The organism is Actinomadura sp. DC4 (genome assembly GCF_030406325.1).
In the GTDB taxonomy this organism is placed as follows: Bacteria; Actinomycetota; Actinomycetes; order Streptosporangiales; family Streptosporangiaceae; genus Actinoallomurus.
Genome location: NZ_JAUEQY010000023.1, coordinates 58,130 through 79,539 on the forward strand (window position 1 = coordinate 58,130; position 21,410 = coordinate 79,539).

Annotated in this window: 6 protein-coding genes; 4 read left to right on the forward strand and 2 right to left on the reverse strand. The window is 71.0% G+C overall.

Going from position 1 to position 21,410, the window contains the following annotated elements; all coding sequences use genetic code 11:
* Positions 1 to 18 precede the first annotated feature (18 nt).
* Both QWU11_RS32115 and QWU11_RS32120 read left to right on the forward strand, forming a co-directional pair.
* Positions 19 to 1,566: a long-chain fatty acid--CoA ligase gene (locus tag QWU11_RS32115; protein ID WP_290118229.1), complete on the forward strand. Its 1,548-nt coding sequence runs from the start codon at positions 19 to 21 to the stop codon at positions 1,564 to 1,566.
* Between the two features lie 34 nt (positions 1,567 to 1,600).
* On the forward strand, positions 1,601 to 2,872 hold the full coding sequence (locus QWU11_RS32120; protein ID WP_290118230.1) for an MFS transporter: 1,272 nt from the start codon (positions 1,601 to 1,603) through the stop codon (positions 2,870 to 2,872).
* On the opposite strand, the gene QWU11_RS32125 is transcribed toward QWU11_RS32120, so the two are convergent.
* Positions 2,823 to 4,016, reverse strand: coding sequence for a GAF domain-containing sensor histidine kinase (locus QWU11_RS32125; protein ID WP_290118300.1), 1,194 nt, complete (start codon positions 4,014 to 4,016; stop codon positions 2,823 to 2,825). The genes QWU11_RS32120 and QWU11_RS32125 overlap by 50 nt on opposite strands.
* 150 nt (positions 4,017 to 4,166) lie before the next feature.
* Between QWU11_RS32125 and QWU11_RS32130 the strand changes: the two genes are divergently transcribed.
* Complete coding sequence (locus tag QWU11_RS32130; RefSeq protein WP_290118231.1) at positions 4,167 to 5,750, forward strand: Na+/H+ antiporter; 1,584 nt, start codon at positions 4,167 to 4,169, stop codon at positions 5,748 to 5,750.
* Between the two features lie 190 nt (positions 5,751 to 5,940).
* Positions 5,941 to 11,175 (forward strand): hypothetical protein, encoded by a 5,235-nt coding sequence (locus QWU11_RS32135; RefSeq protein ID WP_290118232.1) that lies wholly within the window; start codon positions 5,941 to 5,943, stop codon positions 11,173 to 11,175.
* Here QWU11_RS32135 and QWU11_RS32140 read toward each other — a convergent pair.
* Positions 11,156 to 21,184, reverse strand: coding sequence for a hypothetical protein (locus QWU11_RS32140; protein WP_290118233.1), 10,029 nt, complete (start codon positions 21,182 to 21,184; stop codon positions 11,156 to 11,158). The genes QWU11_RS32135 and QWU11_RS32140 overlap by 20 nt on opposite strands.
* Between the last annotated feature and the right edge of the window lie 226 nt (positions 21,185 to 21,410).

Here is a 21,410-nt window from a genome sequence, read left to right on the forward strand (position 1 = left end):
ACGAACAGAGGGAAACCGGTGCTCAACCTCTCCACCCTTCTGGAGGACAGCGCGCGCTCGCATCCGGAGCAGGTCGCCGTCGTGACCGGTGAGCAACGGCTGACCTACGCCGGCGTCGACGCGGCCGCCCGCCAGGTCGCGGGTCTCCTGGTCGCACGCGGGATCCGGCACGGTGACAAGGTGGCCCTGTCGTGCCCCAACCTGGCCTGGTTCCCGATCGTGTACTACGGCGTCCTCAAGGCCGGTGCCGTCGTGGTGCCCCTGAACGTCATGCTCAAGAGCCGGGAGGTCGCGTACCACCTCAACGACTCCGAGGCGGCCGCGTACTTCTGCTTCGAGGGGTCCCCGCAACTGCCGACGGGCGCCGAGGGCTTCGCCGGGTACGGCGCGGCGGAGAGGTGCGAGCACTTCTTCCTGATCACCGCGGATCCGGCCGCGCCGTCGCCGATCGAAGGGGCGGAGACGCTCGGCGCGGCGCTGGCCGGGCGGCCCGCGACCTTCGAGACGGTGCCGACGCGGGGTGATGATCCGGCGGTCATCCTCTACACCAGCGGGACCACCGGTCAGGCCAAGGGCGCCGAGCTGTCCCACGAGAACCTCGTACTGAACGCGTTCGTGGCCAACCGGATCTTCGTCAGCACGCCGTGCCTCGACACCCACCTGGTGGTATTGCCGCTCTTCCACACGTTCGCCGCGACGATCAACATGAACGCCGGGTTCGCCTCGGCGTCGACGCTGATTCTGGTGCCGCGTTTCGAACCCGAGGCCGTCTTGCGACTCCTCGGGACGCAGGAGATCACCTTTTTCGCCGGCGTGCCGACGATGTACTGGGCTCTGATCGAGGCGCTCACCGACGATGTCGACGCCGACCGGATCGGACGGACGATGCGCCGGGCGGTGGCCGCGGGCTCCAGCCTGCCGGTAGAGATCATCAAGGGATTCCGCGACCGCTTCGGGGTCACCATCCTCGAGGGCTACGGGCTGTCAGAGACCTCCCCATCCGTCACGTTCACCCCGCTCTGGGCCGAGCCGCGACCGGGCTCGGTCGGCAAGCCGATCTGGGGCGTGGAGGTGAAGCTCGTCGACGACGAGTGGAACACGGTCGAGGGCGCCGGTGAGGTCGGTGAGATCGCGATTCGCGGTCACAACGTGATGCGCGGCTACTACAACCGGCCCGAGGCGACCGCCGAGGTCATGCGGGACGGCTGGTTCCGCACCGGAGACCTGGGCAGACGCGACGAGGACGGCTGGTACTACATCGTCGACCGTGTCAAGGACATGATCATCCGGAACGGTTTCAACGTCTACCCCCGCGAGGTCGAAGACGTGCTGATGAGCCACGAGGACGTCTCGCTGGCCGTGGTCATCGGCGTCCCTCGTCCCGGCCACGGCGAGGAGATCAAGGCGGTCGTCGTTCGCCGGCCCGGTGCGACGGTGACCGAGGACGACCTCCTGGCCTGGGGGCGGGAGCGGATGGCGGCGTACAAGTACCCGCGGATCGTCGAGTTCGCCGACGAGATCCCGATGACCGCGACCGGCAAGCCGCTGAAGCGCGAGCTGCGCTGACACCACCCGGCCGCCCCCGGCGGGTGACGAGCCGGTGGACCACGACGAGACGCGGAAGGTGGACATGTACCGGCACGCCTACAAGAGCCAGTGTGAGGTGGAGGAGAGCCGCCACGAACCGGGGAAACGGCCGAAGCGCAGACTGACGCTGTTCGCGCTGGCCCTGGGCACGTTCGCGATCGGGTCGGGGGAGTTCGGGAGTAACGGCATCATCCAGTCGTTCTCCTCGGAGCTGCGCGTCTCGGTACCGCTGGCGACCTGGGCGATCACGGCGTACGCCCTCGGCGTGATGATCGGTTCACCGCTGATCACGGTGGCCCTCGCGCGGTTGAACCGCCGGACGCTCCTGCTCGGCCTGGTCGGCCTGTTCCTGGTGGGCAACGAGTGGTCCGCGCTCGCGCCGAACATCTGGTTGCTGATCGCGGGACGATTCTTCACGGGTACCGTCCAGGGCGCCTACTTCGGCGCCGGCGCGGTCGTCGCGGCGTACGTCTACGGCCCGGGCAAGGGCGGCAAGGCCTTCGCCACGGTGATGACCGGTCTGACGGTCGCGACCGTCGTCGGTTCCCCGGCCGGGACGTTCATCGGTCAGCACGCGGGCTGGCGCATGCTGTACATCGCCGTCGCGGGGGTCGGAGTGCTGGCCTTGGCGGCCCTGTGGGTCTGGGTGCCGCGCACCACGGACCTGGACGGGGAGCCCGTCGGCCGGGAGCTCACCGTGCTGCGGAGGCCGATGGTGTGGGTGACGATGGCGGTCGCCGCGCTCGGCATCTCCAGCATCTTCGCGGTCTACACCTTCGCCGGGCCGTTCGTGACCGACGCGGCCCTGGCGGACGCCGCGATGATCCCGGTGGCGCTGGCGATCTTCGGAGTGGGCATGGCGGCCGGGAACGCCCTCGGCGGCCGTTTCGCCGACGCCCACCCGGCCCGGGTCCTGGTCAGCGGTTACGTCGGCGTACTGATGGTCCTGGTCGTGCTCGGCCTGTTCGGCGATCACCTGAGCGTGCTGTTCCCGTCGATGTTCGGCGTCGGCGCCACGATGATGTTCGCGATCCCGGCGATCCAGGTGCTGTTGAACAGGTCCGCGCCCGAGGCACCCGCGCTCGTCGGCGCGCTCAACCTCGCCGCGCTCAACCTGGCCAACGCCCTGGGCGCCCTCGGCGGAGCGGCGACGCTGGACGCCGGGCTGGAAACCCTGTCGACCGTCTGCGCCGGCTTCGTGCTCACCGCCGCCGGTCTCCTCCTCTTCCTCGCGTCTACGCGGGCACGGTCGCCTGGATCACGGTCCCCTCGCCCTGCGGGCTGATGATGCGGAAGGTGCCGCCGAGCGCCTCGACGCGGTCCTGGAGGCCGATGATGCCCGACCCGTCACGTGGGTCGGCTCCGCCGCCTCCGTCATCGGAGATCTCGATCCAGGCCCGGTCGTCGTCCCGGCCCGCCCGTACGGCGGCCCGGTCGGCGTTCGCGTGCTTGGCGATGTTCGTCAGCGACTCGGAGACGAGGTAGTAAATGGCGATCTCGCTCGACTCGTCCAGGGGCTCCGCAAAGTCGACGTCGAAGTCGACGGGGATCGTGAAGCGGCGCGTCATCGAGAGGAGGGCGGAGTCCAGGCCGCCGCGGGAGAGCACCGCCGGCCGCAGACCGTGGGAGATCTCGTGCACCTGACGCCTGATCTCCCGCAGATCCTCGTCGATGCGCCGGAGGTGCCCTCCGAGCACTCGCTGGTCGGGGGTCAGGCAGTCCTCCGCCTCGCGCAACTGCAGACCGAGGGAGATGAGACGTTGCTGGACGCCGTCGTGCAGGTCGCGTTCGAGGGCCCGGCGCGCGGCGTCGAAGACGCCGACCAGGCGGGCGCGCGACGCGATGAGCTCGGCGCGGCTCTCGGCCTGCGCGATCGTGCAGCCGAGGAGCTGCACGAAGTTGGCCACGTGGTGTTCGGTGCCGTCCGGTGGCGGCCTCGGGGCTCGATAGAGCACCGCGAGCTCGCCCCACACCTCTTCCTCGACCTTGATCGGGCAGGCGATGACATGCTCGATGCCCACGGACCTGGACCACTCGCCCACGTCGCCGCCGATCTGACTGGTCACCCGTCGTACGGGCCGGTTGGTACGGAGCACCTCCGCGGCGCCCGAGTCATCTGCCTTCCAGTGCAGGTCGGACGGAATCCTCACGTCGCCTGCCTCCGGGGCGGCCCAGAACGCGACGACGGACATGGTCAGATCCGGCTCGTAGCGGCTGATGACGCTGTAGTCGGCGGCGTGCATCGACCCGACCGCGCCGGCGACCTCCTGGAAGACCTTGTCCGGCGGCAGGCCGTGCGCGACCAGCATCGCCGTCCGGCGTACCGCCGCCTGCTCGTTCACCAGCCTGATCAGCTCGGTGTGACGGCGCTCCGCCGAGGCCAGGGATTCCTCGAAGCAGGTTCCGCCGTCGTACTCGCTGAACATCATCGTCAGCACCCCACCACCTGGTCCATCAGGTCATTCAGGCTTAGCACACCGGCCGGCGAGATCACCATCCGGCGTCCGGTCCCTGTGGGAGACTGGCTGGTAGGAGCCGGTTCGAGCGGCAGGCGTGGGCGACGATGAGTGGAGCCTGACTTGGCGAGTCTCACGCTCGTCGTCGCGGTAGGCGTGGTCATCCTCGCCTGCCGTGGCCTCGCCGGCCGGCTGAACCTCGCGCCGCCCGCACTGCTCCTCGTCGGCGGGGTGCTGCTGGGATTCGTGCCCGCCCTGCGCGCGGTGCACCTGCCGCCCGAGGCGGTCCTCCTGCTGTTCCTCCCCGTCCTGCTGTACTGGGAGAGCTTCACCTCATCGCTCCGCGAGATCCGCGGGAACCTCCGGGTCATCGTGCTCCTCAGCACCATCCTGGTCGCCGCCACCGCGGCGGTGGTCGCGGTGGCGGCGCACGCGCTCGGCCTGCCGTGGAGCCCGGCCTGGGTCCTCGGCGCCGCGGTCGCGCCGACCGACGCCACCGCCGTCGGCGTGCTGGGCCGCGCGCTGCCGCGTCGCATCGCCACCACGCTCCGCGCGGAGAGCCTGGTCAACGACGGCACCGCGCTGGTGATCTACGCGCTGGCCGTCGGCGTCACGATCGGTGAGGAGCACTTCAGCCTCGTACGCGTCGGCGGCATGTTCCTGCTCGCCTACACCGGCGGTGTCGCCATCGGCCTTGCCGCCACCTGGCTGAGCGTGTGGGTCCGCCGGCGTCTGCACGACCCGTTCCAGCACAACCTCCTCGCGGTCCTCACGCCCCTGACCGCCTACCTGATCGCCGAGGCCGTCCACGCCTCGGGCGTGCTCGCGGTCGTGGTCAGTGGCCTGTGGGTGAGCCAGGCGTCGCCGCGCCTGTTCACGGCCCACGCCCGGCAGTACGTCCAGACCGTCATGCACTTCGTCACCTCGCTCGCCAACGCCGCGCTGTTCGTGCTGGTCGGGCTCGAGGTCCAGTCGGCCGTCCGGGGGCTGAGCACCGTCGGGCTGACCCGCGGCCTGGTCGCGGTGGCCGCGATCTCCGCGGCCATCATCGGCGTACGGTTCGCCTGGCTGTTCACGAGCCCGTATGTCATCCGCGTGCTCGACCGCACGCCACGGCAGCGGTCGCTGCGCCTCGGGGCCCGCCCGCGCACCGTCATGGCCGCCGCCGGCTTCCGCGGGGCGGTCTCGCTGGCGGCGGCCCTGTCGGTGCCCCGCACGCTCGACTCGGGCGGAGCCTTCCCGGGCCGTGATCTGATCGTCTTCGTCACCGCCGGCGTCATCGCCGTGACGCTGCTGGTGCAGGCACCGCTGCTGCCCTCGGTGGTGCGCTGGGCCCGGCTCGGCGGCGACGCGGCGATCGAACGGGAACGCCGCCTCGCCGAGATCACCGCCACCGAGCGGGCCCTGGACGCGCTTTCCGCGCTGGCCGGCGACCTCGGCACCGGCGAGGACGTCGCCGGCCGGCTGCGGGCGGAGTTCGACCAGCGGCTGCGCGTCCTGCGTGCGGACGAGGAGGAGGCGGGTGACGCGCTGGACTGGGAGGAGCAGTACACCGCCCTGCGCCTGGCCGTGCTCGCCCACCAGCACGAGACCGTCGTCCGGATGCGGGACGAAGGCGAGATCGACGACACCGTGCTGCGCAGGATCCAGACCGATCTCGACCTCGAAGAGCTGCAGATAACGCGTCACCGGATCGGCGACCGATGACGAACCGGCGTCCGTCACGCCGAATTCATGCCGCGGAAACAGCGGTCGTTCCAGGGGCCCGAATACTCGTTCACCGGTAGCCACTGTTCAGCCTGTCTTCACCTGGCCTTGCCGAAAGCGACGTGCGCCGCCGCATAGGTTTCGGCGATCGGGCTCATTTTCCTCAGAGGATCTCGGCACGAGGACAGGAATGACCGGCCGGACCATTTCGTGGCGCACGTCCACCGCGAGCGCCACCGCTTTCTGCGTACAGGCGATGGCGATGGAGCCGCCGTCCGGGGAAGAGGACTTCGTCCGGGATTTCGGCTGGCTCGCCGGCGCGATCGACGACGGCCGGCCGGCCGAGCCTCCGCAGCCGCCCCAACCGCCCGCGCCGCCCCCGCCCGCGCCGATGGCACCGCCCTGGTTCACCGAGGAAGACGCGCTGGGCGACACGGCCGTCGAGCGGGTCGACCTGCCGGCCGACGAGGCGACCGCGGCCGCGGAGGCCGACCGCGTCGTCCGGGCGCTTCCGCGGGAGGTCACGTCCCAGGTCCGCGCGGCGATCAAGAAGCGGCTGACCGAAGCGCTCCGGCCGTCCGACGCCGCGACACTCGCCGCGGACGAGCACGCCGACCGGGATCGGTGGACGAACCTGTTGCAGTCCGGCCAGGCGTTCGCGGTCGACGGGCACCTGGTCTGGCTCCACCCGGTCCTGCGGGACTTCCGGCACCTGCCGCCGGGCCCGGGGGAGCGGCCGCGCGAGTACCCGGTGACGTTCGGGGGCCTGTCCGCGAGCCGGTACCGGGAGACGGAGACGACCCGGGGCTATGAGACCGCGGTCAACAGCATCTTCGGAATGGCCTCGTCCGTGCTCTCCTCCATCTTCATGGGGCTGCCGCGGCTGCGGTTCTCGTCGTCGTCGCGGCGGCGTCACGAGGCGAAGGTGCAGGCGATCGCCGGCCGCAAGACCATCAGCGAAGAACTGCACTCCTTCGCCGCGGGTGTGGACTTCCACGTCTTCGTCGACGGCCGGCGCGCCCATCACGACGTGGTCCTGCCCGAGGTCGTGCGCGTGCCCTTTCCCCGCGCCTTCCTGCGCCCCGGAGGCGCGGTGCCGCCCGCCCGGCCGCCGGCGCACGTGGTCTCCGCGGCACGGGCGCGCGCGGCGTCACGGTTCCACATGGTCGTGGGCGCCGTGGGCGCCGAGCCGGTGGGCGTCGAGCTGCAGCAGCGGCTGCTCGCCGCCGGGCTGCCGGCGAAGACGGTCGCGGAGATCCTGACCGACCTGCTGCCGACCATGTTCGACGAGCAGTCGCTGAAGAACGGCTCACGCGCGTGGACGACCAGCGGCCGCACGTCGGACCCGGTCCACGCGCGGACCGGCCTCGCCCGGTCGTTCCGCGGGCACGTGCGCGCGGTCTGGCGGCTGCGGCGGCTGGAGTACGAGGACGAGGCGCCCGGCACCATCCGCGACGACCTGGGGCTGCTCGGCACCCGGCGGAGCGGGCGTTCCTTCGCGAGCTCCTTCGAGTACACCCACGGCGTCCAGGCGGGCGGCATCCACCATCCCGGCCTGTTCGGCAAGGGCTATCTCCATGCCGGGATGTCGCTGAAGTGGTCCAGGTCGCACTCGATGGGGGCCGACGCGGAATGGCTCCCCAAGGCCACGCTCATGCGCAAGACGCGGCTGGCCCGGTACCGGGCGGTCGCGGACCTGGCGATCGAGGTGGAGTCCTCCACCCACCGCGTGGACCCGTTCGAGGTCCCGGTGGTGGCCGAGATCGCGGTGCCGCACAAAGAGGCACGCGACTTCGAGACGGCGCTCCTCGGCGAGGTCCGGTCCGCGCCGTTGCGCGCGTACGACACCGACGTGGCGGCCGGGACCCCCGCCATGCGCACGCTGACCGACCTCGCCGCGCCGGAGCGCGGCTTCGGGTTCCGGACGACGCGGCTGCCCGGCGGGAGCACGGTACGTACGCCCGAGGAGCTGGAGGAGTTCGCGCGGCGGTCGCCCGAGCCCTTGATGATCCGCCGCAGCGCGTGGACCGGCGAGGAACCTCCGGCGTGGCGGACGGCACTCGGCCTGGCGGCGTCGGGACGGGCTCGCCTGTACGCCGCCGACTACACGGAGCTGGACGCCACCGGCGCCCCCGCGCCCGCGCCCGTGCCGAATCCGGCGCGGCACCAGTTCGTCATCGGAGCCGCCGGCGAGGTGGCCGGCCCCTTCCCGCCCGGCCGCGTCCTGCACGACCCCGATCCACGGGAGCCGCCCGCGCTCGCCGCCGGCGTGGGCACCGGCCTGGGGCACGAGACCCGGCTGCCGGGCTCGGAACGGGTGCTCGAGGAGATCCGCGGATTCCTGCTCGAGCGCGTGAAGAACGCGGCGAAGGCGCAGGAGTGGGGGCAGGTGAGCCGCGAGCTCGACGTGACGTTCGGCACCACGGCGCTGGAGGCGGACCTGACGGCGGTCCTGACGGGGATCGAGTACAACGCCACCCTGGGCGGGCACACGGTGGACATCTCGGTCACCGGTGAACTGGGACGGGGCCGCGGGGCCGACGAACACGACCTGACGGTCAACGCCCGCAGCGTCGCCGGAGAGGGCGCCTCGGCGGACCGCGGAGACGCGTGGGAGGCGTCGCTCAAAGTCGACGGCCGTGCTCGCCTCGGCGATCTGAGCCGTACGAACATCGAGATCGGGAAGGTCTCCGCCGGCGGCGGTTACGGACGGTCCAAGGGGCTGGCCTGGAGCGCCGGGAGCAAGGGGTACCGCCGGACCGAGACCGACGGTCCCGCCGTTGAGATCATCCGGGAGATGCGCTACCGGGTCGACGTGCGGATCAAGAAGAAGACGGCCGTCGTCGCCCGTCTTCAGCGCCTCGTGACCGGGGACGAGCTCGTCGCGCGTGTCGCCGTACCCGTCCAGCACCAGCCCGAGACACCGCCTCGCCTGACCGAGCTGACGGATCTGGGCCGGCTGGTACGGCTGCCGGAGCTCCCGCCCGCGGACCGGGTGACCGACCTGTCGCAGGGCGCGCCGGGCCTGTACTCCGCGATCGTCGCGCTGCCCCGGCTCGCCCTGGTGGCGGGCGAGAGGGTCGCCAGGCTCGCCGGGGGACCGCGGCCGCGCGAGCGGTGGGACGTCTCCGCGGACATCCGCCGCGCGACCACCTCGTCCTTCCTGGAGGCCAACATCGCCGCGCTCACCAGCGAGAACGGGATGTTCGTCGACCTGTTCGAGCAGGACGGCTGGTCGTACTCCCTCCAGCTCAAGGCGCGGGCGGTCGACACCCGGCGTGTGTGGTCCGGTGAGGTCGAGCTGGAGCACTACGCGAGCGGCAACGCCAGGCTCGGCACGTCCAAGGGCACCGACCGTACGCTGGTCGCGGCCGGCACGCTGGGCCTGCGCGTCCGCACCAAGGTGAAGACGGAGGACGGCGAGCCCGGAGAGGCGGTCGCGGGGGAGACCCGCCGGGGCACCGACCAGGTCAAGGTCCAGGCCGTCGGGCAGAAGTCGGTCAAGTGGAGCGACACCGACACCGATGAGACCGGCGGCATCGACGTCAGCCGCGTCACGTACGCGGGGCTGACGCACACGTACCGGTCCGGCCTGGTGTTCGAGATCTCGGCCGTCCGGTCGAAGAGCGGCCAGGTCCGGCGGGGCGAGCCGGTGGTGTTCGAGGCGCGCGACGCGATGGACTTCATGGTGCCGGACCGGCTGGCCGCGGACTTGGCGCTGCCCCGACCGTCCGCGGACCTGCCGGAACCGGTGACGCGGACCTACCTCGACCCGGACCTGGCCCTCGGCTCGTCCTACCCCGAGCTCCTCGGCGCGGAGCGCGTGATGCCCCGCCTGGTCGCGTTGCTGCGGCGGCGAGGAGCGCTGGCCGCGTCAGAGGAGACGACCGACTCGGCGCTGATGCAGGTACTGCGGGCGCGGTACTCCCAGGAGGGGTTGCGCAGGCAACATCTCACGCTGTTCGGCACGGGCGTCCTGGCCTGGCTCCCTCTCGACGTGGGCTTCGGCGCCACCCGCTACCTCGGCGTCCGGGTCCGCGGCGAGCTCCTGCCGACCACCGACGCACGGCATCGGCCCGACGCCAAGCTGATGCTGCGCAGCCAGGGCATCGAGACCAAGGAGAACAAACGGCACCGTTCGGTCACCACCACGGCGGAGGGGGTCGTCTACGGCGCCGGATACAAGCCGGAGCGATTCGGCGGCGGAAGCGGCCAGGTCGGCCGTACCTGGGGCAAGGCCGTGGAGACCGCGAAGAAGGTCAACGTCAAGGACATCTCGCGCGTCACCGCCCGCGACCGTTCCTATGAGTTCAACCATGAGGTCCGGTACACGATCGAGCTGGTCGGCACCACCGAACCGCCCCCGGGCGTACGGCAGCTCGCCTCGGTGTCACGGCGCGGGCTCCTCGGCATCGGCGACCTCCTCGGGAGTGACGTCCTGGAGAGGTTCTGGTACCGCCGCCGGACCATCTGGACGGAGGACGCCGACGGGATCGCCGGTTCGGCACGGCTGCTGGTGCCGGAGCACGTGACCGCGGCGTCGGGCGGCCCCGCGGCCGGCCGCCGGCCGGTCACGCCCGAGGACGTCCGCTGGGACGAGGTCCGGCCGTCCCCGGTGGAGGCCGAGCTGGCGCCGCTGATCGGGCAGGTCCACTTCGCCGCGGCCCCCCTCGTCGGCGAGTGGGCGCCGTACGTGACGATCCCGCTCACGCGCCGGCCGGGCGATCCGCTCGCCGCCACCCGTCCACCCGGTTTCGAGCTGAGCACCGGCCGGGGGATCCGGGTCGCCGGGAGCGCGGGCTCGACGAGCCTGCGGGCTCAGGTCAGGCGGCTGCTCGCCCACACGTTCCGGATCCCGCTCGCCAAGGGCGACGTCACGGTGGGCATCGCGCTCGACGGTGCGGTGAAACTCACCGAGGCCGAGCTGAAGGGCCGTAACTACGTCCAGAAGCGGGCCGGCGGCGAGCACAAAGAGGAACGTTCCAGTGGCTGGGACGTGCGGTTCGACGCGCTCGGCGGCAAGGTGAACGCCGACACCGCCGAAGAGGCCGAGGCGATGCCGTACGACCGGTCCTGGGGAGGCGCCGAGGGCGTGGCCGCGGAGACGAGCAACATCCTCGAACGCAACAGCGAGAGCACGCGCCTCTACGACTACTACGCCTTCGACCTGACGCTCGCCCTGCACGGGCCGTCCGGCAGCCACCTCGCCATGCGCGTGCCGCGTGGCCTCATCGGCCGGCTGGCCAGAAGCGAGGTGCGCCGCTTGAAGGAGAACGAGCACTTCGCCGGTTTCTTCCGGGAAAAGGGCGAGGGCGTGAGACCGAACGTCGTGACCGACGCCGCGGGCCTGCGATGGACGGGCTCCTCGGCGAGCGCCGGGGAGTTCTGCGTCGAGGTCGCCGTGATCAACTCCAGACCACGCTGACCTCGACACAGTCTTCGCCGCTGTAGGGAGACTTCCACCACGCGAAACCGCTGTCGTCGGTCTCGACGTTCGTCCGCCATACCGGCCGCTCGTCCGTCTCCGGGACGCGTGGCAAGGCGGCCGGCCCGTCGGGTCCGAGCCTCGCCCGCGGCTCCCCCAGGAACGCGGAGGGACGGTCCGGACGGGGGCGCACGTCCGCGGGGCGCCGTGGAGTGGCGCTCGCCGTTCTCGGCCCGCGCAGGGAGGCGACGGCGGCGGCGTACAGCCGTGGGAAGGCCGGCGCGCCGGCCCCGGCGGGCGGGTCCAGCAGGGTGCCGTCATCGTCCAGCGTCACGTACGCCGCCGCCCGCGCGTCCTCGGGCGGCGTCGCCGCCTGGCCGGATGGGTACTCCGACCACCGGATCCGGCCGTGCCGGTTGTACGCCACGAGCCGTCGCTCCGGCTCCTGCGTCGTCACCAGTGCCAAGGCTCGCGAGCCGGCCGCGAGGAGCCGGGCCTCCAGCGCGCGGAGCGCGTCCGCCGTCCGCTCCGTCGCGCCTCGGTAGGCCGAGGGGAGCCGCTCGCTCTCCTCTCCGGTACGCGGGTCGGTCTCCTCCCACGGCGGTGCGAACACCGCGCGGTCGTCCGGAGCGGGACCGGTGCGGGGCTCGGCGTCCCGTACCGGGGTGACCGGCCGCGTGACGTCGTGGGCCACGGCCGGCCGGGCGACCACGAAGGTGTGCGCGTCCCTGAACAGGAGCGGGTCGCCGGCCCGCGCCCGGAGGGTGGTCCCCAGCGGGACGAAGCGACGCACCACACCGTCCCCCACGTGCACGGCTCCGTCGCCTCCGGGACCGGTGAACCACACCCATGTTTTCGGTGGGAGGTTCTCCGGCCGCGTTCGTGTCACCTCGACGCTACGGCCGGGCTGTCCCGCGAGGTGGTCGCGGACCGCGTCCGCGCGTGTCATCACCTGCTCGGCGCGGGCGAAGAACCGTACTGCCGCGGGCAGGTCGGTCTCCATCACGTCGGTGGGCGTCATCCCGGCCGGCGGCGCGCCGTGCGTGAGCCAGGAGACGGGGGCGAACTCCGACAGCGCGCCGACATGCCGCCAGCCGTCCTGGGCCAGGCCCCGCTCGCCGACCCGGTGGCCGCCGGTCGCGTTCCGGTAGAGGTGTGGGTCCTCTGGGGGCGGATGGTCCGTCACGGTCGGCCCGTGCCCGGCGTCCCGGTCCCGCGGCGGCTCGGGTTCCGTGTCGTGTTGCCACCCGGGTCCCGGTTCGTAGGGCGACTCGGGCCGAGACGGCGGCGTGAGCAGCAAGAGGGGAAGCATGTCGTCGGGCTCGGCGACCACGAACACCGAGCGCTCACCGGCCCGCCGGCGCAGATCCTCGGCCGGCAGGATCCGGACCTGATCGCCCGGCACGTACGTGCGATAAGCCCCGTCGGGGAGCGCGACCGCCGCTCCCGTGGCGGCGCCGTGGAAGGCGACCCACGTACCGGGCGGCAGATCGTCCGGCAGGTCGTTCCTCGTTTCGACCAGGCGGTCCGACCGCCGCACGAGTGTCCGATGGAACCGCTGGGGCAGGCTCGCGTCGCGGTCGGCCGTCAGGAAGTCCAGCGCGTCGGTCCAGTCGTCGGCGACGATGTCCTCCACCGTGACGCCCTCGTCCGGAGCGTCGTGTGTGAGCCAGAAGACCGGCGCGTAGTCCGCCAGCGGCTCGGCGTGGGGGCCGCCCTCATCGCGATGGTGGAGCACGGGGCGCCCGTTCTCTTCCACGGACAGGACCGCGTCGGTGATCGCCAGCCCCTCGGGGACCACAGGCGGACGCGGCGGCCGGGCCAGGGCGGCGGCGGATGACCGGAGCCGCTGGAAGAACGCCTGGTCGAGGGCTTGGCGTGGCAGCTCATCGGCCAGGTCGCTGGGGACACCGTCCCGATCGAGGTCCAGCGAGGCGTCCACGGTGCCCGGCCGGCCCGCAGGCCGCCTCGATCCGGCGTCGAACCACCGGACGGCACCGTCCCGATTCACCGCCACGAGCAGCTCGGGCCGGTCAGGGACGGCCACCAGCGACACGTCGCCCGACTGGGCCTGCCGGAGTCCGCGCTCGATCGTCTCGCCGGTCGTGCCCGTCACGGCAGCGTACAGAAACCGAACACGTGGCGCCCGGCCCATCCGTCCCAGCGCGGTGAGGTCATCGAGCCATTCGCCCAATTGCGTGATGGCGGCCTGCGACGGAGGTCCAGGCGCGTCCCCCCGAGCGAGCGTCCGCAGGTGCCCCAGGATCCGGTGCGCCTCGTCCACCCGGGCCTCGGCGGCCGGCGTCGGAGTGACGTCCGCCAGCCAGCCGGCGCGTGTCTCCCGGTACAGCAGCTGCCCTTCCAGCGAGTCCTGGATTCGCGCTCGGGCCCTGGGGTCGTCCTGGGCAGACGGCGCCGCCAGCCTTTCCCGCAGTTGAGCGATCATCATGTCCAGTGAGTCGATTTCCTGGCGGGTGATCGTGTCCTCGGCACGGCGCCAGTCCAGGTCGTCGTACCAGAACCGGCGGGCGTCGTACGCCCGGCGCACCCACCTCGACATCCCCGGGCGCAGCGTGTCCAGGCGTGCGCGGCGGGCGGCGATCTCCTCGGCGGCGGCCTGCTTGAAGGTCTGCCCGCGCGCCGCCGCGCGGCGGTACAGCCGGTCCAGCTCGTGGTCCTCCGGCACGAAGGCGGCCAGGTCGGCACGGCGCCGGTCCGACAGCTCCTTGAGCAGGGTCTCCACGCGTGCGCGGCGGGCGGCGATCTCCCCCGCGACGGCCTGCTCGAACGTCTGCCGGCGGGCGATCGCATGGAAGTACAGCCGTCCCACCTCGGCGTCGTCGAGCCCGAAATCGAGGACCTCCGCGTGGTGCAGGTCCGACAGCAGCCCGCGACGGTGTGCCAGGTCCGCGGTGAACCAGTCCCAGACGAGGCCGTCGAGCACGCTGAGGCGGCCACCGATGATCCGGTTGTGGGCCGGGTCGAAGGTGTGCATCCCGCCTTCGGGGTCGATCCATGTCCGCCGTCCGACGACGTTGCCCTCCCGGCTCTCGACGAGCACGTGAGTGTGCAGGGCGTGTGCCACGTCACGGGCCACGTACACCGGGTCCAGCCCGAGGAGTGACACCTCGAGCGGCAGCTCGGGCAGGATGGCGAGGCGCGCCGCGGGCAGCCCGGCGAGCGCGGCGTTCACCTGGTCGCGTGTGGCCTGTACGGCGTCGATCAGCTCATTGACGGCCCGGTTCATCGCGCTCGTGGCAATGGTCCGCTCGTCCGGGTCGATCGTGTGGTTCTGCAGGATGGCCGGTACGTCCGGTAGGACCTCCACGGGGACGCCGGCCTCGAGAGCGGCGGCGAGATCGGCCTGCATCGTCGTCTCGGCCCACGGCCGCACCGCCCGGTACGCCTCCCTGGCCAGCGTCGCGGCGTCGGAGGTGAGGACGACCGGCCGGTCGCCGCCGATCCGGTTGCGGATCTGCCGGGCCACCTCCTGGTACGCGCGGATCGCCTCCAGGCGTTTCCCCGCGGCGCCGGTCAGTAGCGGGGCGAGGTCGAAGGTGGGGGCGCCCTGCATGTGCGGCCAGGACTCCCGGTGCCGCCGGGCTGCTTCTCCCGGCCGCTCCTGCCACGCCGCTTTCGTCCGCTCCATCTGAGCACGCAGCTCGTCGACCTCGGCCTGGAACAGTTCCGCGTACACGTCGCCGCTGATCGGGTCGCTGTACTGGCGCCCCTTGGGCGTCGGCGCGCGGAACAGGTGGTGTTCGAACTTGTCGGCGTGCAGCCGGCCGCCGAAGCGGAGCCGGACCATGTAGACCGGTCCCTGTTCCTTGACGTGCTGCTCTCTGCGGTAGTTCTTGGTGTCGGCGCTCTCCTGTTTCATCGAGGTGATGCGGCTGCCGGAGTTCTGGCCGTCCCAGGTGTGCGCGTGCTGGTCCGGGTGGTGTTTGCCCATCTCGCCGGAGCCGTCGATCTGGTAGTCGCCCTCCACACGTACCTGATCGGTGCTGGAGGAGGTCGTGGTGCCGCTCTGGTGCTTGGCGTAGCGGCCGGTGCCGGTACCGTCCTTCATCTGGGCGATCACCTCGAGGTCGTACAGGCCGCCTTTGAGGTAGAGGTCCGCGCGGGTGTCGGCGTCGCCGGGCATGATGAGGCCCTTGGCCACTTGATAGCCGCGCTCGTCGGTCGCCTCCTGCAGATGGTTGGTCAGGTGCAGCCGTGACAGCAGGACCGGGAGCGAGCGGCTGGACTCCGCCGCCGGGTCCCCGGCCTTCGCCCCGAACAGCTTCGCGACCGCCCCGGGCTCGAAGACCCCTGCCAGCAGCTTCTGGGCGATCGGCAGGGCGTCGTCGAGGAGGGCTCCGGAGATGAACGCGTTGCCCGGCAGCTTCGGCAGCTTGGCGAGGTCGGGCAGGGCGGACGGCCCGCGCAGGACACCGGCTTCGGCGATCGCGCGCGGCACCTGGATCTCCAGCCGGCCCGGAAACCGCCCCGGTGGCTCGGCCCGGCCGTGGTGCGTCGCTCCGTCGAACATCTTCAGCAGCAGTTTGTTCAGCGGCCGGCCGTTCATCTTGAGCCGCCGTACGCTGATCGTCATCTCCTCGTCGAAGCCGGCCAGGTAGTGCCCGGACCAGTCGTAGACGGTCTGCTCGGTGACCCCTGTCTCGGCCCTCGTGGTTCCGCGGTGGTGTCCTTCGGAGACCTTGACGGCGACGGCGTCGGACGCGGTGGTGCTCTCCTGACCGCCCGTGCCGAGCTTGGCGGGCGTCAGGGCCTGGGAGCCGTCCTTGGACTTGGAGGTGGAGATGCTGTTGTAGCCGTGCCCGTAGACCTCGATACCGGTCTGCGGCACGAACTCGCTGATCTTCGGCGCCGACTTCAGGACGCTGGAGACGTTGATCTCCACGACGTCGGTGAGCAGCCAGCCGACCGGGTTGACGAGGTAGAAGGAGTATCCGTTCGCGGACAGGAACTCCTCGAACATGCCCACGTCCCGGCCCTCGGCCAGCATGGCCTGAAGCGCGTCCACTCCGCCCTGCATGCGCCCGATGACCCGGCCGCTCCGGTCCCAGACCTCGGCCCCCTTGGCCAGCATGCCGGGCGCCATCGCCTCCACCTTGTCCCGTACGAGCTGGTAGGTGGTCCGGCCGTCGGTGTGCCGGTAGCTCTGCATTCCGCTGTGGCCGAGGATCCGGCCGCCCGGGTCATCCCGCCTCAGGTACTCCGGCAGCTCCATGTGCTCGATCGGGGTCTTCGGATCCCGCATCGGCCGCTGTTCCGGCGTGAGGAGGTCCTCGAACGCCTCCCGCGTCTTCTCGTGCCAGATCGGCGACCCCCCGTTGGCATGCAGCCCGTACAGGAGCTGGACGAACGCGTTCCGGTCGTCCTCCACATCGGACGACGCGGGCACCTCGACCATCCATCGCATGAGGATCTTGGCCACCGTCTCACCGCTGAGGGCGAGGTCGCCGTTCCGCCAGGATTCCATGGCCTCGCGCAGCCTTGCGTCCGTCAGGTCCGCGGCGCCCTTCGCGTAATCCAGCAGATCCCCGCTCTTGGACAGGTCGACGGTCTCGAACGGAGCCCGGGGAGCCTCCAGCGGCACCGGCCGCCCGAAGGCGTTGTTGAAGTCCTGCCGGACCTGAGCGTTCCGTACGGGCGCCTCGCTCACAGGCTGCCTCTGCGTGAGCGTGTCGGCGAAGGCGTCGGCCTGCTCGAGCAGCCGCGGAACGTCGCTGTCCCAGATGGCCAGGCCCTCCAACTCCTCCAACGCCGCCGCCTCGACGGAAAGATGGGCCTTCCACCGGGTGAGGACCTTGGCGACGGTGTCACCGGTGAGCGTGAGCTTCTCGTCCTGCCAGCGTTTCAGCGCGTCGGCGAGCTGCCTGTCGGAGATCGGTACGGTGCCGTCCCCGTAGCGTTTCAGCGCCTCCGGCTCCGACAGGAGGAACATCACGGTGCGCGGGTCGAGCCGGTTCTCCTGCAGGCGCCGGGGCTTCCCGGAGGGCACGACCTTCGAACGCTTCTCCTGCTGGGCCGAGACCGTGAAGTGCATCTTGCCGGAGAAGGCGTACGCGTGGTTGAAGTCGAGCTGGATCAGTTCCTTGCCGCCGGAATGCCCGTCGGACTTCGAGGTGTTCCACTGCCAGTGCCGGTTGACGTCGGCCTCGCCGACCATCCCGGCGTGCCCGACGTCGCCGCCGGCGGCCACGTCGAGCTGATCCCAGGTGAGGCCCAGCGAATCGCTGTCGGTGAGCCGGTTCTCCGCCAGGAACAGCTTGATGTCGCCCTTGACGAACTTCTCTCCCGTGGAGCCGCTGAACTCCAGGTTCTGCAGATCACCGGAGATGTTCACGGCGCCGAAGGTGTCACGCAACAGTCCGGTGTCGAAGAGCCGGTCGGTGGTGTACTCGCCGTTGAGGATCTCCCGCAGATGGGCCCGTACCCCGATCGTGCCGGCGAAGGTGTCGATGTCGGAGTCGGCGGGCAGGGTCGGGCCGGTCAGGTCGGTCAGCGCCCGGCCGGCCCGCTCTCGCAGGCCGGTGGTGTCGATGAAGTAGACGAGCCCCTGGTCGAGCAGGTCGCGGGGGGCGGTGCCCGCCGGTCCCGGCGTACGCTGGTCGGCGGTGCCCAGCCGCAACAGGTGCGCCACCGCCGTCTGGCCCGGCAGTGGGACCCGCCGGGTGCGCTGGGTGTGCGGGGGCTTGCGCAGCTTGTTCTGCGTCCGTTCGGGCGGCTGGACGTCCGGCCTCACCCGCGCGGAGTTCTTGTACTCGAAGCTGACCTCGTAGTCGCTGGTCAGCTCGAACTCATCGACCGGGCCCGGAAACTCCAGGAGCTCGGGGCGGTTGTTCAGGAAGCTGACATTGTCGGCGGCGCCCACGGTCCGCTGAGCCTCCAGGCTCGTCGCGGCACCCTTGAGGCGGTCGAACAGGGCCCGGATCGAGACGCCGAACGCGAGCTTGCGCGAGTGGCCGACGCCCTGGCCCGCGGTGTCCATTCCCATCGCCAGGTTCACCGTGTGGTACTCGTCCGTGGTCCGGAGATACCGGGGTTCCGTCGTCTCGCTCTTCCGGGCCCTGACGGTCACCTTGACCGAGTCGACGTCGAGGTCCATGCCGAGGGTGCCGCTGCTGACCCGCAGGGTGAAGGTCATCCCGTCCTGGTGGATCTGGTCGTAGTGCGAGTCCAGGCCCTGCGTGGAGATCATCTTGTCCAGCAGCTCCTGGTTGCTCAGCCGTCGGCGAAGCCGATTGCCGTGGCTGTACCAGTGATGCGAGGCGAAGGGGTCGTTCTGGTCCGGGGACAGGAAGCCGTACCTGTTCACCTCCTGCTCGATCTGCTCCCGTAGAGCGTCGACGGTGCCGTCCGCCACCCGGACGAGCCCCATTCCGATGCCCTTGCCCTCCTTGACGTGCAACGGCACGTCCATTTCCTGCGGATCCTCCGGGCGGCGGCCGGAGCCTTTGACCGCGTCGCTCCGGTACGGCATCGTTTCTCCGCTGGGCCGCTTCGCCCTCACCAGGGCCTTCCGGTCGACCGCGAAGCCGTGGGCGAACGCCTCTTTCACCGGCATCCGCACCAGCCCGTGCCCTGGGACCGGGCCCGTCACGCCTCGCCGGCCACCGCGGACGCTGACGGAGGCCTGGTGCCGGAACTGGACGTCGTACGCCGCGGTGAGGCCGGTGAAGCGCGGCACCGAGACGAGCAGGCCGGTACGTCCCGCGGACAGCGTGTCCGTGCGCGTCTTCGTGTACGAGACCGCGGCTCCGGCGTTCAGGCCCGCCTTCTTGGCACCGGTCGGGTCCGGCAGCAGGTCGAACTCGGTGGCCACCGGCATGACCGTGCTGGAGTTGGTCAGCGTGTGGCTGCCGCTGCTGCCGTCGATCGCGGTACGGACGTCCTCCAGATGCGACTTGTCGCTCGTCGCACCGACCTGCGGCGCCTGCTCCGTGAACAGCCGCCGGCTGCGCACGCGCACCTTGGCGATCTTCTCTCCCCGGGCGTCGTGGAGCGTGATCTGGTAACCACGCTGCTCGTTGACCGCGTCGTCCAGGTGGGCGTTGAGGTTCGTCAGCTTCTGCAGGAGCTCTTGGCGAGTGACGCTTCCCGTCGGCAGCCGCAGGCCCTGCACGTTCAACGCCGTGAGGATCTCGTCGAACAGTCTGGGGACGTTGGTGAGGCCCGACGCGAAGTAGTTCCTGGGCAGTCTCGTCTGCCGTTCCTCGACCGCTTCACCGGTCGCGGTGACCGTCTGCTCCGGAGCCTTCTTGGTGTACGGCTTCGGTATCCACACCAGCAGCGACTCTTTGCCCGACTCCCTGATACGAGTGGGCCGCAGACGCTGCCAGCGAGGAAGCGCCTCGGACTTCTTCTGCTGGCGGATCTTGTAGGAGATGTTCACCTGCCCGTAGGTGATCAGCTCCGCGTCGACCCGGTTGTCCTCGACCTTCCCCCGTTCGGCGTCCTTGATGTTCGACGTGCTCCGGTTGGACTGGTTGGCGACGCCGGAGACCGATGCGCTGATCTTGACCACGTTGAGCACGTTCGGCGTCGCGCCGACACCGAACGTCAGCGCGACCTTGCCCCGCGTCGCGCTGGTCTGCCCGCTGTGCGTCTCCACATGCGCGCCGGTGCCGTACGCGGCGTTCATGGAGCCGATGGCCTTGAAGACACCTTTCGGGGCCGCGTTCTTGGACGGAGTGGAGTACGAGCCGGCCGGGTTGCGGCGGACGCGCCGCGGATTCTTCGGATTGAAGGTGATCAGGACTTCGGCCGATCCGATCGGCACCACCAGCCCGCTCGCGTCGTCGTCGGTCCGGCCGCTCAGCAGGTACGGGTAGTTCGAGAGCAGCCGCTGCACCAGCTCGGACTTGTTCTTCTCAGTGAAGACCACCTGCCTGCGGCGCAGCTCGGCGGCGAGCGAGTCGAGCAGCGGGCGCATGTACGGCAGCCCGGCGCGTGGCACGCCGATGGAGCGGGCCATCTCGTCCAGCGGCAGGTCCTCGGTCACGGGTGCGTTGGCCGGCGGCGGGGGCGAAGCGGTGCCCTCCACCGGATCGCCGTGTTGCCCGAGAACCGTCGACGGCCTTGATACGTCGGTGCGTACGGAGACGCGTGACGAGGGTCGCCGGGGGCGTGGCGCGTCCACTTCGGCGAGCAGCGCCTCGCTCGTCGAGGCCACCGGCGGATCGGCGGACATCGACGTGTCGTGCGCCTCGACGCTCGCCGGCAGGTCGACCGTGATGCCGGACTGGTGCAGGAGGAGCGGCCGCACACCGGGGGCCCTGGCCGCGACGGCGTCCTCCAGCGTCTCCTTCGACACCGGCCGGCCGTGGACCATCACCTGGCCGTCATGTTCCGTGCCGATCACGAGCACGGTCTCCGGCGGCACCCGCTCGCCGAGCACGGCGATGGTGTCCTCGTCGAAACGCGGCCCGTGCTCAGGCGCGCCGGGCAGCCACAGTGCCACCGGACGGCCGTCGGCCATGCCCAGACGCATCCCGTCGAGCAACTCCTCGTACGACACCGTGTCCTGACCGGATCGCGTCTCCGGCGTGATGTCCTTCTCGCCGTCCGGCTTCTTCTCGTCCGGCTTCTGATCGTCTCCGGTCAGCCGCCGGGCGAGTGCGACTCCGGCCTCGCGCCCCGAGCGGGCGATCTCGGCGGCCACCAGAGTCCGGGCATCGTCCACGTCCGCTTTCTCACCTGCGGCGATCACGATCTCGGTCGCGGTGTCCATGAACTCCTGGACCCGCGGCACGGGCCGCATCGCGAGCGTCTTACGGGCGCGGATGAGGTCCGTCCGCGTCGCGTTGCGTGCCGGACGGCGGTTGCGACCCTGCGGCCGGCGGGTGCCACGAGTCCAGTTACGGGGAATGTCGTAGGCGACGGCCTGCACGCAGAAGGTGTCGCTCCACCGTGACTTTCGCCATGCGGGCTCGGCCGGCGCGGTTTCCGGCCGGCTGTCCGCGCCGTCGTCGGCCGAGCCGGCGCGGCGCGGGCCGGTCACCTCTCGACCACGAACTGCTCGCACAGACAGTCACCTACTGACGGCCATTGAGCGCGGCATTTCCATGGGTGGCCATGGCCCCGCCTTTGTGACGGGAGGATGCACGCCCCGGACCCGAATGTTTCAAACATGTATCACGCGTGTTCAAACAGCGGAAGAGATGGCGCTTCCGGCATGCGCGATTCGTTATCGTTCTCGGAACATCCGTGCCATCGAATGGGATTTC

Coding starts and splice junctions, on each gene's coding strand:
- QWU11_RS32125 (WP_290118300.1), bottom strand. CDS start 4,016: ATGATGTTCAGCGAGTACGACGGCGGAACCTGCTTCGAGGAATCCCTG.
- QWU11_RS32135 (WP_290118232.1), top strand. CDS start 5,941: ATGACCGGCCGGACCATTTCGTGGCGCACGTCCACCGCGAGCGCCACC.